The sequence below is a fragment of the Arthrobacter sp. P1_B11 genome (assembly GCF_056406715.1).
On sequence record NZ_JBFTZQ010000001.1, the window covers coordinates 395,319 to 409,062 of the forward strand.

11 protein-coding genes and 2 tRNA genes are annotated in these 13,744 nt (G+C 64.5%); 2 read left to right on the top strand and 11 right to left on the bottom strand.

The genetic code is table 11. The features are described 5' to 3' along the window. Positions 1 to 173 precede the first annotated feature (173 nt). From AC1D14_RS01800 to bcp, 6 genes are all read right to left on the bottom strand, one after another. Positions 174 to 3,395, bottom strand: a complete 3,222-nt coding sequence (locus tag AC1D14_RS01800) for an efflux RND transporter permease subunit (protein ID WP_476967975.1) — start codon at positions 3,393 to 3,395, stop codon at positions 174 to 176. Positions 3,396 to 3,464: 69 nt separating this feature from the next. Further along, a complete protein-coding gene (locus tag AC1D14_RS01805; protein WP_476880827.1) occupies positions 3,465 to 4,970 on the bottom strand; it encodes a malate:quinone oxidoreductase in 1,506 nt (501 codons plus the stop codon). A 79-nt stretch (positions 4,971 to 5,049) separates the two neighbouring features. After that, positions 5,050 to 6,711: an ABC transporter substrate-binding protein gene (locus tag AC1D14_RS01810; protein WP_230116858.1), complete on the bottom strand. Its 1,662-nt coding sequence runs from the start codon at positions 6,709 to 6,711 to the stop codon at positions 5,050 to 5,052. A 199-nt stretch (positions 6,712 to 6,910) separates the two neighbouring features. Next, a complete protein-coding gene (locus tag AC1D14_RS01815; protein WP_476880829.1) occupies positions 6,911 to 7,585 on the bottom strand; it encodes a fasciclin domain-containing protein in 675 nt (224 codons plus the stop codon). 279 nt (positions 7,586 to 7,864) lie between these two features. Continuing rightward, positions 7,865 to 7,946 (bottom strand) — tRNA-Leu (locus tag AC1D14_RS01820). Positions 7,947 to 8,063: 117 nt separating this feature from the next. Next, entirely contained in the window at positions 8,064 to 8,543 is a 480-nt protein-coding gene (bcp, locus tag AC1D14_RS01825) for a thioredoxin-dependent thiol peroxidase (protein ID WP_230116856.1), read from the bottom strand. 96 nt (positions 8,544 to 8,639) lie between these two features. On the opposite strand from bcp, the gene AC1D14_RS01830 reads away from it, so the two are divergent. Next, positions 8,640 to 9,122 carry a MarR family winged helix-turn-helix transcriptional regulator gene (locus tag AC1D14_RS01830; protein WP_230117041.1) on the top strand — a complete coding sequence of 161 codons (483 nt, stop codon included), beginning with the start codon at positions 8,640 to 8,642 and terminating at the stop codon, positions 9,120 to 9,122. A gap of 13 nt (positions 9,123 to 9,135) precedes the next feature. Here AC1D14_RS01830 and AC1D14_RS01835 read toward each other — a convergent pair whose 3' ends face one another. The 5 genes from AC1D14_RS01835 to AC1D14_RS01855 all read right to left on the bottom strand — a co-directional run bounded on the left by AC1D14_RS01835 (position 9,136) and on the right by AC1D14_RS01855 (position 12,539). Further along, on the bottom strand, positions 9,136 to 9,420 hold the full coding sequence (locus tag AC1D14_RS01835; RefSeq protein WP_476967976.1) for a hypothetical protein: 285 nt from the start codon (positions 9,418 to 9,420) through the stop codon (positions 9,136 to 9,138). Between the two features lie 96 nt (positions 9,421 to 9,516). Continuing rightward, entirely contained in the window at positions 9,517 to 9,855 is a 339-nt protein-coding gene (locus AC1D14_RS01840; RefSeq protein WP_230116854.1) for a hypothetical protein, read from the bottom strand. 186 nt (positions 9,856 to 10,041) lie between these two features. Beyond that, positions 10,042 to 10,114 (bottom strand) — tRNA-Lys (locus AC1D14_RS01845). Positions 10,115 to 10,230: 116 nt separating this feature from the next. Beyond that, entirely contained in the window at positions 10,231 to 11,394 is a 1,164-nt protein-coding gene (locus AC1D14_RS01850) for a PQQ-dependent sugar dehydrogenase (RefSeq protein ID WP_476967977.1), read from the bottom strand. A gap of 77 nt (positions 11,395 to 11,471) precedes the next feature. After that, complete coding sequence (locus AC1D14_RS01855; protein WP_476880832.1) at positions 11,472 to 12,539, bottom strand: sunset domain-containing protein; 1,068 nt, start codon at positions 12,537 to 12,539, stop codon at positions 11,472 to 11,474. Between the two features lie 154 nt (positions 12,540 to 12,693). On the opposite strand from AC1D14_RS01855, the gene AC1D14_RS01860 reads away from it, so the two are divergent. Beyond that, a complete protein-coding gene (locus AC1D14_RS01860) occupies positions 12,694 to 13,614 on the top strand; it encodes a LysR family transcriptional regulator (RefSeq protein ID WP_476880833.1) in 921 nt (306 codons plus the stop codon). The last annotated feature ends 130 nt before the right edge of the window (positions 13,615 to 13,744 follow it).

Below are 13,744 nucleotides of genomic sequence, written 5' to 3' on the forward strand. Positions count from 1 at the left end.
TTGTCCGAACTGTCCTGGCTTACTTCAACTGTAACCGATTTACATGCATTTGCATCTATCGCTTGATGTAACGTTCAGCACGGCAAGTTATTCCCGGCAGGTCCCGGGCAACAGTGAAGCCGCCCTGATCGCTCAGGACGGCTTCACGGTTTACGGTTTGGACGGGCCGGTTCTTACTCTTCCAGGGCTCCGGGTGCTGCCCGCCGTCCGCTGACCTTCGGGATCATGCCCGTCGTCCAGTCGGCAAACTCGGCGTCGACGTCGTCCGCCGCGACGAAGCCGGGGCGCTGCTTCAGCTCGCGCAGGAGCGCCTTCTTCTCCCGGCGCCCCTCCACCAGCCGGTACAGCACCGGGACCAGCACCAGGGTCAGCGCCGTCGAGGAGACCAGGCCGCCGATCACCACGATGGCCAGCGGCTGCGAGATGAACCCGCCGCCGCCCGTGATGCCGAGGGCCATGGGGGTCAGCGCAAACACGGTGGCCAGCGCAGTCATGAGGATGGGGCGGAGACGCCGCCGGGCACCGTGGGTGATGGCATCGGCGACGTTCATGCCCGGGTTGCCCGCCTGTGGTTTCCGGTACTGGTTGATCAGGTCGATCAGCACAATCGCGTTGGTCACCACAATCCCCACCAGCATCAGCATGCCGATCAGCGACGGCAGCCCCAGCGGAACCTTGGAGATGAGGAGCAGGGCAACGGCGCCCGTGGCCGCAAACGGAACGGAGACGAGGAGAATCAGCGGCTGGATGAGGGACTTGAACGCGGCCACCATGATCACGTAGACAATGGCGACGGCTGCGAGCAGGGCGAGCCCGAGCTGGCGGAAGGAGTCGGCCTGCTGGGTGGTGGCGCCGCCGATTTCGGCGGTGACGCCGGCCGGAAGGCCCACGGACTTGAGCCGGTTCTGGACTTCGGCGCTCACCGCACCAAGGTTGGCGCCCGACGGCGTGACCGAGACTTGCGCTGTCCGCTGGCCGTTGCTTGAGGTGATGGAGACCGGCACGTCCACCGCGTTGACGGCGGCAATGCTGCTCAGCGGCACGGGCCCTCGGGCGGTCGGAAGCGGGATGGCACGGATGGCAGCGATGCTGGTAAAACGTGTGCCTTCGCCGATGCGGACCGGGAAGTCGTCGGCTTCGATGCGCACGGTGCCCGCCGGGACGGGGCTGATGGTCGACGCCAGGACGCCGGCCACCTGCTCTTCGTTCAGGCCCGCAGCCACCGCCTTGGCCCGGTCCACTTTGACCTGGACCACGGGCTGGCTGGCGGCCAGGTTGGTGGTGACCTCGTTACTGCCGGGGACACCGTCCATTGCCCGGACCAAGGAGTCGCTGGCTTTTTTGAGGTCCGCCGAGGTGGCGGCCCGAAGGGTGATGTCCACGGTGGACGACGTACCGAAGCCGCCCTGCTGGGAGCCCACGGAGATCTTGCCGGATCCGCTGACCTTTGCCAGTTCGGTGCGGACCGTCTCCTGAAGCTGTGCCTGGTTGGCCTTCTCTGCCGTGACGACGGTAAACGTGGAGTTGGAGGCTCCCGACGAAGTCAGTGCGGTAAAGCCGGCCTGCGCATTGCCGGACGTCACCTGGACGTCCTTAATGCCGTCGATGCCGAGCAGTACGTCCTCCAGTTTCTGCGCCGCCGTGCTGGTGTCCTGGAGGCTGGTGCCGGCGGGAAGCTCCTGCTTCACCGTCATGCTGTTCTCGCCGGAGCGTCCCAGCAGGTCCGTGGCCAGCAGGGGAGTCATGGCCGCGGTTCCGCCCAGTACCAGGACGGCGGCGATCAGCGTCAGCACCGGGTGTCTCTGCGTTGTGGTCAGGATGGGCAGGTACCCGCGCTGCAGGAGGCTGCGCTGTTCCGCCTCGTGGGCCCGGGCCTCAATGTCGCGGGCGGACTGCGGTGCTGCCCCGGCGGTCCGAGCGTCCGCCGGCGACCTAAGGAACCAGTATGCGAGGACCGGAACGATCGTCAGCGAAACCAGCAGCGAGGACAGGAGGGCAATGGTGACCGTCAGCGCGAAGGGACGGAACAGCTCGCCGGCAAGGTCACCCACAAAAGCGATGGGCAGGAAGACGGCCACCGTGGTGAGCGTCGATGCGGTGATCGCCCCCGCCACCTCGCGGATGGACGTCAGAATGGCCGTGAGCTTGGGTTCGCCGTAGCTGAGGTGGCGTTTGATGTTTTCGATCACCACAATCGAGTCATCCACCACCCGGCCGATGGCGATGGTGAGCGCGCCGAGGGTGAGGATGTTCAGCGAATAGCCGGTGCCCGAGAGTCCGATGAAAGTGATCAGGAGCGACAGCGGGATGGACACGGCCGTGACGAGCGTGGACCGGACCGACATGAGGAACCCAAGGATGACTGCCACGGCGAAGCCCAGTCCCAGCAGGCCCTCCGTGGTGAGGTCCTTGATGGACTTCTCGATGAACGGCGCCTGGTCGAACACCGGCGTGAACTTGGCGTTCGAGCCGAGCTCGGCCTCCAGTTGGGGCAGGGCGTCCTTGACTGCGTGGGAGATCGCCACGGTGTCGCCCTCGGGCTTCTTCGTGACGGAGACGGCGAGAGTTTCCTTGCCGTTGGTCCGGGTGATGGAGGTCCGGACGTCATCCTTGATGCTGACGTCCGCCACGGTACCGATCGTGGCACCGTCCTTCGCGCCGCTGAGCGGCAGCGCCTTGACGGCGGCGACGGAGTCCACCGGGCTGCCGATCTGCAGCGACAGGCTCTGGCCCTTGTCCTCGATCGTTCCGGCCGGGACGAGGTCCCCGTTGTTGGTCAGTGCGTTGCGGATCGACTGGACCGTCGCGCCGCTGGATGCCATGCTGGCCGTCCTCGGCAGGATCAGGATGTGCTGGCTTGCTCCGCCGGTCACATCGGCGCCGCGGACGCCGTCGAGCTTTTGCAGTCGCGGGACGGTCAGCCGCTGGAGATCGGTATTCAGCTCACTCAGGGGCTTGTTGGAGGAGACGGCCAGGAAAACAATAGGGAAGTCGCTCAGGCTGCCCGCGATGGCCTGCGGCTGGACGTCCTCTGGAAGCGTGCGCTTGGCATTGGAAATGGCACGGTCGATCTGGTTCCGGGCGCGGTCCAGGTTGGATCCGTAGGTGAACACCATGCTGATCTGCGAAACGCCGTTCCGTGAAGTCGACGACGTCGATTCCAGGCCCTCGACGCTGTTCAGCGCCGTTTCGAGCGGACGGCTGACCTGCTTGTCCACAACCTCCGGCGAGGCTCCGGGCATCGACGTGATCACCGTGATCCGCGGGAACTCGATGGACGGAATGAGTTCCTGCTTCAGCGAGGACATGGTGATCACGCCGAACACCGCCGCGAAAATGGTGATCAGCGCAATCAGCGCGCGGTTCCCGAGGGAAAGACTGGCCAGCCGGAACATTGCTTGGTCTCCTGAAGGGGTTGACGGACTGTTGCCTGTGGTGGAGCCTGCCGCAACCCGGCCAGGGTCTTAGCGATTGACTGCGGGTGTCGCTTCCAACTGGAGGGCCTTGGCCGTGGCCTTTTCGAGCTCCGCTGCCAGCTCCGGGTTGTCGTTGAGCTTGACGCCGTAGCCCGGCATCATTTCCTTCAGCTTGGACTGCCAACCCTTGAAGTTCTTGGGGAAGGACTTCTGCAGGAGCTCAATCATGATCGGCACGGCGGTGGAGGCGCCCGGCGATGCGCCGAGCAGAGCGCCGATGGAACCGTCACGGGCAGCAATCACCTCGGTGCCGAACTGGAGGACGCCGCCCTTCTTCGGATCCTTCTTGATGATCTGCACACGCTGGCCGGCGGTAATAAGTTCCCAGTCGCCGTCCTTGGCTTCGGGGTAGTACTCGCGGAGGGCCTCAACCTTGGCCCCATGGCGCTTGGCCACTTCCTTCACCAGGTAGGCCGTGAGGTCCATGTTGTCCTTGGCCACGGCGAGCATCGGGATGATGTTGCCGGGGCGGATGGACAGCGGGAGGTCAAGCCAGGTGCTGTTCTTCAGGAAGTTCGTGGAGAAGCCGGCGTACGGGCCGAACAGGAGTGAGCGTTTGCCGCCGACATAGCGGGTGTCAAGGTGCGGAACGGACATGGGCGGGGCTCCGACGGATGCCTGGCCGTACACCTTCGCGTTGTGCTGGGAGGCGAGGGACTCGTCAGTGCAGCGGAAGAACTGGCCGGACACGGGGAACCCGCCGTAGCCCTTGCTTTCCGGGATGCCGGAGGCCTGCAGCAGGTGGAGCGCCCCGCCGCCCGCCCCGACAAACACGAACTTGGCGTGGATGTTGCCGCGCTCCCCGGACGCGGGGTGCTTGAGCGAAAGGTCCCAACCGCCGTCGGCCGCTTTTTTGATGTCGGAGACATCGTGGCCGTAATTGATCTCAACGCCGTTGTTGCCCAGGTAGGTGGTCAGCTCCCGGGTCAGCGCACCGAAGTCGACGTCGGTGCCCTCCGCGGCGCGCGTCGCCGCAATGCGCTGCTGGGGATCCCTGCCCTCGACGATGAGCGGAGCCCATTTGCCGATCTGGGCGAAGTCCTCGGAGTACTCCATGCTGCGGAACAGCGGGTGCTGCTTGAGCGCGTCGTAGCGGGCCTTGAGGAAGCTGGAGTTGTCCTCGCCGATCACGAAGCTCATGTGCGGGACCGTGTTGATGAACCCCTTGGGGGATCCGATCAGCGAGTTCGTCACAAGGTGGGACCAGAACTGGCGGGACAGCTGGAACTGCTCGTTGATGTGCAGCGCCTTGGAGGGGTCGACCGAGCCGTCTTTGGCTGCGGGCGAGTAATTAAGCTCACACAGGGCGGCATGTCCGGTGCCGGCGTTGTTCCAGGGTCCCGAGCTTTCGAGGCCGGCTTCGTCGAGGCGCTCGAACAGGGAAATGGTCCAGTTGGGTTCTAGCTGCTTGATGAAGGCACCCAGCGTGGCGCTCATGACGCCGCCGCCAATCAGGACGACGTCGGCATGTTGGGTCTTGGAAATGAAGGTCACAATCAGTCTCCGATAGCAGCGGCTCTGGCTGTCACAGAATATCCCCGCACCGCCCACTAACTGAAATTGGCCCCTTCCGTCAAGGCCTCAGTTGGACCTTGGTGAAAACTTCATTTAATACCGGCGACGCGGGGTAGCTGATGACGCGGTCCGAGAGCGCCAGCGCCGAAATGGGGAACGCGATCGGGACTGCAGGCACGGTCTCGGCGATCTGGGCGTTGATCGTCTGGTACTGCTCCGTCCGCTCCTTGCCGTCAGGCAGGCCGCGGGCGCGGTTGATCTTGGAGAAGACCTGCGGGTCCTGGTATCCGAACTCGCCGTTCTTCTCGCCGAACAGCGGGCCCAGGAAGTTGTCCGCATCGGAGTAGGAGCCGTTCCAGCCGAGCAGGTGGAGGGCGTGGTCTCCCGGGGACTGGACCTTCTGAAGGTATCCGTCAGTCCAGTCAACGGGAACCGGCCGGACGTTGAGGCCCACTTCCGTGAGCTGACGGCTGATCTCGGCATAGATCTTCTCCGGAGTGGGAAGGTAGGGCCGGGTGACGTTCATGGGGTAATAGAACTTGAGCGGCTGGCCCTTATAACCTGCCTCGGCCAGCAGCTCTTTGGCCTTAGCCGGGTCATGGCCGAGGGCCGGCGCGTTGTTGTTGAAGCCGCTGAGCTTCGGCGGGACGAACTGGGAAGCCTGCGCCGTGTTGTCGATGAAGAACCGCCGGATGAGGGTGTCCTTGTCGATTGCCAGTTCAATGGCCTGCCGGACTTTGAGGTCCTGAAGCACGGCCACTTCCTGGTTCATGCCGAGGTACATCACCGAGAAGGGGTCACGCTGGATGATTTGCTTTCCGCGTTTGACGAGCTGGTCGAAGTTTCCAACCGTCACGGCATCGTAGCCGTCGATCTTGCCGTCGAGCAGTGCCTGGAGCCGCGTCTGCGGATGGTCGTAGGTGATGAAATGAATGGTGGCGATCTGCCCGCGGTCGCCCCAGTAGTGCTTGTTGCTCACGAGCGTGACACTCGTGCTGTCCCAGGCGGAGAAACGGTATGGTCCCGTGCCCACCGGACGGGTGGCGTAGGCCGATATTGCCTGGCTGCCGCGCTTCTGGCTGAGGACGTCGGCCCGTCCCGAGGCGAGGGCCCTGGGGGAGGAGATGGCGAAGGCGGGCAGCGTCAACGCCTGGAGGAAACCGGTGAACCGCTCCGTAAGATCGATCCTGATCACCAGCGGTGACAGTGCCTTGCAGGCCTTAAAGACGGACAGGCTTGCTTGATCCGAATGTTCCTTGAAGACGCCCTTGAAGGTGCTGCCCGCTGCCTGCCTCCGGAGTGCTTCGGGGAACTTGAACCAGCGCTCGAAGTTGGTGCAGACCGCTTCGGCGTTGAACGGCGAGCCGTCATGGAACTGTACGCCGGGGCGGAGCTTGAACGTATAGGAGCGGCCGTCCGCGGATGCCGTCCATTCGGTGGCGAGCAGCGGCGTCGGCTCGCCCGTGGTCTGGTTGACGCCCACGAGCCCTTCAAGGACCTGCCGGGTGACGCGCTGGGATTCGACGTCGTTGGCAAGGGCGGGGTCAAGGCCTAGGGGCTGTGAGGCAGTGCCGAACTTGAACGTCGCGGTGGGGTTGCTCACCGACGGCGTGGGGGTGGCGGCCGAGGAGGACGGCGGCGGGGCGGCTTCACCGGTGCAGGAGGTGAGCGTCAAGCCCAGGAGAACGGCACCGGCCTTAATGGCCGTGCGTCGCGTCATACTGCTGGGCACTCGATGATCACCTCTGGGCTGCTTGGCTGCACGTGGGCGGCTGCGGTCTGCTGGCCCCGCCTCCCAGTCTAATTGACGGGCGGAGCGCCCCGGACGCGCAAAAACCGTGGCCCGCACCTCCAGGTGCGGGCCGCGGCTTCCCCGTCCCGGCGGAGTCCCAGTCTCCACCGTCGTGAGACTTGGGCGGCTACTTGGGCATCAGCACCGAGTCCACCAGGTAAACAGTGGCGTTCGCCGTCTGGACACCACCGCAGATCACGTTGGCACCGTCAACCTTGAGCGCATCCTTGCTTCCGGTGACGGTTACTGATCCGCCTTGGACCGTCTTGTGCGTGCCGACGATCTTGTCCGGGGTGATCTGGCCGGCAACCACGTGGTACGTGAGGATCTTGCTCAGCAGGGCATCGTCCTTCTTGAGCGTCTCGATGGTGGCGGCGTCGATCTTTGCGAAGGCGTCGTCCACCGGCGCGAAGACAGTGAACTCGCTGCCGTTGAGGGTGTCCACCAGGTTCACCTTCGGGTTCAGCTTGCCGGAAACAGCGGCGGTGAGCGTCTTCAGGAGCGGGTTGTTTGAGGCAGCTACTGCAACCGGGTCAAGGGCCATGCCCGAAACGGAGCCTGCACCGCTGGGAACCTTCGCAGCATAAGCGGAGCAGCCGGGACCCACCAGGTTGGCTGCCGGGTCCATTGCTGCCGAGGAGCTCTCCGAAGGGGAGGGCGCCATGCTGGAGGCGGACGGTTCTGCCGCCGCTGAAGAAGAGCTTGGGGCCGTCGTCGCCGAACCGCCACAGGCGGTGAGGCTAAGCAGGGCTGCGGCTGCAACACCTGCGACGGTGAAAGTTGTGCGCTTGAATGACTGCATTTCGATTCTCCTTGGTTGTGCCGATCATTGCCCGCGGGGAAGGCTTTTCACCCCGCACCTGGCCCTATTCCGACTGTGGGCACCGACCCTTGGTTGGTGTCTCACTGGGTATTCGGCCGGTGCCGGGCGGTGGATGGGTAAACCTGGACAATCTTTTTGGGGCGGCCCGCTGGCGCCGCGGATGCGTCGGCCAAAGTGCCCTTTAAACGCCGGAATCCCGGACCGCCTGGTCCGGGATTCCTGTGATGTTTAGCTTCTGGAATTCGTGTTCCAGTTTTGTGCGCAAGGGGGGACTTGAACCCCCACGCCCGAAGGCACAGGAACCTAAATCCTGCGTGTCTGCCAATTTCACCACTCGCGCGCGGCTCCGCCTTCCGCCTTCTGTGCAACAGAAAACGTACGACGGCGATTGCCAGCCTCCATTGTACCGTCAGCAGGCCGGGCCTTCAGTCAGCTTTACAGCCGGCAGCGTGTCCCGTCAGCTGTCTGTCGCCACCTTCAGGTCCCGGCGCAGCTTGGCGACGTGGCCGGTGGCCCGGACGTTGTACTGGGCGAGTGCCACCTTGCCGTCCGGATCCACCACGACGGTCGAGCGGATGAGGCCCTCGTATGTCCGCCCGTAGTTCTTCTTTTCTCCCCACGCTGCGTAGGCCTCGGCAACGGCGTGGCTGTTGTCGGACAGTAAGGGAAAGGTCAGGCCTTCGCTTTCAGCGAACGCGGCCAGCTTGCTGGATGGGTCGGGGGATATCCCCAGGACCTCATAACCGGAAGCCTGAAGGGAGGCCAGGCTGTCACGGAAGTCGCAGGCCTGCTTGGTGCATCCGGGGGTGGCAGCAGCGGGATAGAAGTAGACGATGGTGTTTCGGCCGCGGTAATCGCTCAGGCTGACGTCCGCTCCTTCGGAATCCTTCAGTGTGAAGTCCGGTGCGACGTCGCCGGGGTTGAGTCGTTCAGCCACAGTATTCTCCTTGTTTGCATGCGGGACATTTCAGCTTAGTAAGCCTGCTGCGCCGGGACGAATCCACACTTGGCTATACTTGTTGGTATGCCTGATATGGATCGCTGGCCCACTGGGCGCCTCTTGTCCACGGCGGCACGTCTCGTTGAACACTCCTGGAACGAAAAGCTGGGGGCCATTGGCCTGACCCACGCCGGCGTCATTGCTATTGAGGTGCTCTACAACAACGGACCCATGACACAGGCGCAACTGGCGCAGCTGGTCCGTGTTCAGGCCCAGACCATGGGCAAGACGCTCAGCCGGCTGGAGTCACACGGTCACATTGTGCGCCAACGCAGCACCTCTGACCGCCGGAGCCACGTTGTCTCCCTCACAGACCGCGGGACCGAAGCCGTGACTGCCGCGGCGGACATGGAACGGTCAGTGCTTGCCGCAGCGTCCATCGATCCGGACGTCCTACGCCAGGAACTCCAGGCCGTTGTCCGGGAGCTGGCCACCCGTTTCGCCTCGCCGGCAACTACCGCCATTGTGGCAAGTGTCGACTCAGGTCTCAAGGTTGAGGCCAGCTCCTTCGACTGAAAGAGCCTCTGAATCAGAGTCCGGGCAGTGTGGGCTGATCGTCTGTCAGGGATGAGGCGTCGTCCGGAACGGTGAGATCAATCATGCTCATGACGGGCTCTTCGCCCATGGCGATGAGCAGCTCATTGATTGATATCTGCCCGGTCAGCTCCCCGGGACGTTCCTCACTCATACCAAGAAGATATTCGAACCCGACCCCGGGCCGCGAGCGTGACACGCGCCTGCCCCGGATCCGCCGGGCCTGAGTCACCATGTAGTCGGCGAGCCTGGGCTCGCCTACGAAAGCGGTGAACCGCACCACCGAAGCCTGGACTCTACGTTTCAAGTCCAACTTTCGGGGTGCGGTTCACGATCCGGCCCCTCCGTTGGGTACGGCTGGAAGTTGCCGATACTGCTACTGGCTGCAGAACTTGCTGTAGGTGCTGCCGGCCTTCTCATATTCGGTCTTTAGCCCGTTAAGCTTTTCAGCGTCCGGGTTCTCCTTCACGGATTCGTCCGCGTAGTCCAGGATCGCCTGAAGCGCCGGCTGCAGGTCATCAGAGGACACGGCCTCGATCGGCCGGATCTGGTTGGCGAGGCGGATCATTCCGGTCTTGCCTGTGCTGGCCGCGGGGTTCGACACAACGGTCTTGACCCGGTCGCAGGTTTCCGCAGTGGACAATTTCGGTGCGCTGCAGGCCGAAGCGGAGAGGAGGAGCCCGGCGGCGAGCGCGGCAGTGATGAGTTTCTTCATGTTTCCCTCTGTAGTTGATCGTCGATCGATTGTAAGCAGGGACGGCGGTGCGCGGTCTCATTGGGACCCGGTTATGAACTGCTGCCAGGGCCGGAGCCGGAGCGACGCACCGTCGGTACACTTTTCGGGCAAAACGAAACCCCGCCTTCACGGCGCGCGGCCTGTGAAGACGGGGTTTCTCGTCTGTGCACCCCCCGGGACTTGAACCCGGAACCCATTGATTAAGAGTCAATTGCTCTGCCAATTGAGCTAGAGGTGCAGCTGCTGTTTCGTTCAATCGTGGGCTTTGCTTCCCGCGTTGTTCTCCGCAACGACATGAAACTCTACACGAACTTTTCGCCAGTGTGAAATCAGCGCGGATGAAGGTGCCGGAGCTTAGCCCGGCAGGCTCAAAATCAGCGCGAAATCAGGGTTTTCGTTGTTGCTGAGCGCCCACAGGTCCCCGTTCGGAGCGAGCGAGACGTTCCGTATGCGGCCATACTGCTGTGTGAAATAGCCCACAGGCTTGCCGGCATTTTCACCAATGAGCGGCACCGACCAGATCCGCTGCCCGCGGAGTGCTCCCAAATAGGCTGTGGTACCAGCGATCTCCAGTCCGCTGGGCGAAGACTCGGCGGTGGATGGCCACACGACTTTTGCGTCGATGAACTCCTGGCGATGGGGTGCCCCGGTGACCACGGGCCATCCGTAGTTTCCGCCTGCCTGGATCAAATTCAGTTCGTCATTGACATCCGGACCGAACTCGCTGGCCCAGAGACGCCCGTCAGCGTCCCATGCCAGGCCCTGAACATTCCGGTGACCGAGACTGTAAACGGGGTTGCCGGGGAACGGATTGCCCGGTGCCGGCTCGCCGTCCCTGGTCAGCCTGAGGATCTTCCCGCCCAGGGCATTCCGGTCCTGGGGTTGTTCGCGGCGCTGTGAGTCGCCCGTACCCACGTAGAGGAAGCCGTCGGGGCCGAAGCGGATCCGGCCACCGTTGTGGGTGGACGCCTTGGGGATGCCGGAGAAGATGACTTCCGGAGCGCCCATCCTCAGGCCGCTGCCCGTGCCGGCCCCTTCCGGTTCGATCCGAAGGCGGGCGATCCTGTTGTCTTCGGCCGCGGTGAAGTACAGGTAGATGAAGCGGTCGGCGGCATAGTCCGGGGACAGTGCCAGCCCCAGGAGCCCGCCTTCGCCGCCGGGGACCACTCCCGGAACCTTGCCGACGGTGGTGATTCTGCCATCTCTGACGGATTTGAGGAGGGCGGAATCCCGCTCCGAAATGACTGCTGTTCCGTCCGGCAGGAATACCGTTGACCAAGGCAGCTGCAGGCCATCTATTTTGGTGCTGACCTGCGGCTCGCCCGAGCCTGTTGCGCCGTTTTTCCCGGGACTGGCGGCCGTGCCCGTAGAGGGGCCGGTTGACGTGCCGCCGCTGCCGTCCGGGGCGCTGCCGCCGTTCCCGGTGCAGCCGGCAAGCATGAGCGCCAAGGCCACAGTGGCAGCGATACCTGTGACCGGCTGCAGGCAAGATGCGACTGCGGTGCTGGCCAATGCCATGCGCGCCCCGCCTGTGATCATGACTTTGCCGCCTGTCCCGGACGGGGGATCAGCCCACCACTCTTAGTTGCCGGCTTTCAGCGCCGGGTCCGGCGCGGAGCGCGGAAACCGGCAGCCTCGGCATGGGCAGGCGAGAGGAACCACACCTCCGCGCTCGCCTCGTTGTAACCGGAGCTGTCCTCGTCGTAATAGGTCATCGATCCGGTATCGGCCTTCACTGTGAAGCCCTCGGGACCGCTTCCGTCCGCTGAAGGTGCGGCCGAACCCTCGCCATAGGGTTGACCGGGTGCGCCCGCGGCACCCTCATAGGTGGGCGCTGCAGCCGCGGCCGACGTGTCAGGGGCCTCAGCAGCCTCGGTCTGGTGCGGTTCGTTGGCCATGGCCCCCGCGCCAGCAGCCCGGGGGCTCATGGTTTCGTGGCCCACGGGTTCGGCACCGTGGCTCGCTGCGGCCTCCGTGGCGGCTGACGACTGGATTCTCTGCTGGGTTTCTGCCTCGGCATCCAGGGCCTCGGCGGCGGCCGACTCCGCTCCGGGCAGGGTGGCGGCGTGCTGTTCGGTGTACTCAGGGTGATGCGCGGGGGTGCCCGGAGCCGATGATGCGGACTCCGCGGCGCGCTGGGGCGTTGCCGCGGCTGATCCGGCTTCGGACCACTGGGTGTCCCATTCGGCTTTGTCTTCGTCATCGTCCCAGTCATCGACGTCGCCGCCGGAGGGCACGTGAGCGCCGGCCGGCGGGCGTGAAGCGGCGGCCGGCGGGCGTGAAGCGGCGGCGTCCCAGGACTCAATGTCGGGTTCCACGTCCTCCGGGTCGGCCTGGGCTGCGGGGGAAGAGTCAGGCCGGACGGGTGGTGCGCCGGCTGGGGAGGGCGCTTCGGTGCGGGCGGCTTCTCCGGCGCCTGCTGTGTTGGCGAAACCAGTCGCCCCGGCCGGAGCAGGAGCCGCGGCCGCAGCGGGAGCCGCGGCTGAAGCGCTGCTGCCGGAAGCGCCCGCCATGGAAGCGCTGGCCCTTGAATTGGAGGACGTTACCTGGTCGGTCCCGGCCGCATCCCGGCCTCCTGCAGTCTTGCCCGAGTTGCGGTTCAGCAGCCACCACACGATGGCAATGATCAATACGATGACGATGACCCAGATAAGCCACTCCATAGCAAAGCCCTTCTGTCCACGAGGCGAGGTTGCCGTTGCTTGACGGTACGTCGCTGTCAATACGGCTGTCTAGGTTTGTCAATGCCTGGCTGCGCTGTGCGCAGACCGATAAGCAGCGTTCAGGAGTCCGCGGGGCGTGACGTAGCCTCGCTTCATGGACTTCAAGCGTCTCCGGATACTCAGGGAACTGGCGGACCGCGGCTCGGTGGGTGCCACCGCCGAGGCGCTGGGCGTCACGCCCTCAGCCGTTTCGCAGCAGCTCAAGACGCTTCAGGACGAGCTCGGAGTGGTGCTGATGGAGAAGTCGGGCCGTGGCGTGAGGCTCACCGAAGCCGGCGCCGCGATGGCGCGGGCGGCGGCAGAGGTCGCCGTCGCGATGGCCAGGGCGGAGGCAACGGTGGACACGTACCGCCGGGGCTGGCAGACGCAGGTCAAGGCCGCCTTCTTCCCCAGCGCAGCGGAGATGCTCCTGCCGGGGCTCCTGCACCGAGTGAAGGAAATCGACGGACTCCGCTTTGAAGCCCACTTGGAGGATCCCGGCGTGGCGGGATTCGCTGGCCTGGCGGCGGACTATGACATCGTTCTTGCCCACAGCGTGGACGGGCCGGAGGTGTTTGCGCGGCGGGGCCTGGTGGTGGTGCCGTTACTGAACGAACCGTTGGATGTGGCCATTCCGTCCGGGCACGTGCTGGCTTCTAAGCCCAGTCTGACGGCGCAGGACGTGGTGGGGTTTCCCTGGATGGGGGTTCCGGAGGGGTTCCCGTTTGATACCGTCCTGCAGCAGATCGAGGCACAGGCGGGCACCACGGCAGTACGCGCCCAGCTCTTTGCCGATCTTCGGGTCCTGGAGGCGCTCGTGAGCTCGGGTCATGGGCTATCGCTGCTCCCGCGCTATACCTCGCTGGGAAATCAAGGCAGGGGATTCGTTCTCCGTCCCCTGACCGGAGTGATGGCGCGCCGCAGCATCGTGGCCCTTGCCCGGCCCGAGGTGGCAGCAAGGACCACTATCCAGAGTGTCCTCGGCATGCTCAAGGCGGAAGCCAAGGCCCTCGCGGATGGCCTCGAAAAGGTGTGACCGCCGCCACGCGCCCCTCGCCCGGAGCCCGCGAAGTCCATTATTTGAGACGCGAGTCCACTATCTGATCGAAATATTCCGGAAATCCCGCTTAACCGGCCATTCCAGGTCGTTGGCGCGGTTGCCGGAG

What these genes read in the sequence shown, in the direction of transcription:
- AC1D14_RS01800 (WP_476967975.1), bottom strand. Translation starts at nt 3,395, where the DNA reads ATGTTCCGGCTGGCCAGTCTTTCCCTCGGGAACCGCGCGCTGATTGCG.
- AC1D14_RS01810 (WP_230116858.1), bottom strand. Translation starts at nt 6,711, where the DNA reads ATGACGCGACGCACGGCCATTAAGGCCGGTGCCGTTCTCCTGGGCTTG.
- AC1D14_RS01815 (WP_476880829.1), bottom strand. Translation starts at nt 7,585, where the DNA reads ATGCAGTCATTCAAGCGCACAACTTTCACCGTCGCAGGTGTTGCAGCC.
- AC1D14_RS01830 (WP_230117041.1), top strand. Translation starts at nt 8,640, where the DNA reads ATGGATCGCTGGCCCACTGGGCGCCTCTTGTCCACGGCGGCACGTCTC.
- AC1D14_RS01840 (WP_230116854.1), bottom strand. Translation starts at nt 9,855, where the DNA reads ATGAAGAAACTCATCACTGCCGCGCTCGCCGCCGGGCTCCTCCTCTCC.
- AC1D14_RS01850 (WP_476967977.1), bottom strand. Translation starts at nt 11,394, where the DNA reads ATGGCATTGGCCAGCACCGCAGTCGCATCTTGCCTGCAGCCGGTCACA.
- AC1D14_RS01855 (WP_476880832.1), bottom strand. Translation starts at nt 12,539, where the DNA reads ATGGAGTGGCTTATCTGGGTCATCGTCATCGTATTGATCATTGCCATC.
- AC1D14_RS01860 (WP_476880833.1), top strand. Translation starts at nt 12,694, where the DNA reads ATGGACTTCAAGCGTCTCCGGATACTCAGGGAACTGGCGGACCGCGGC.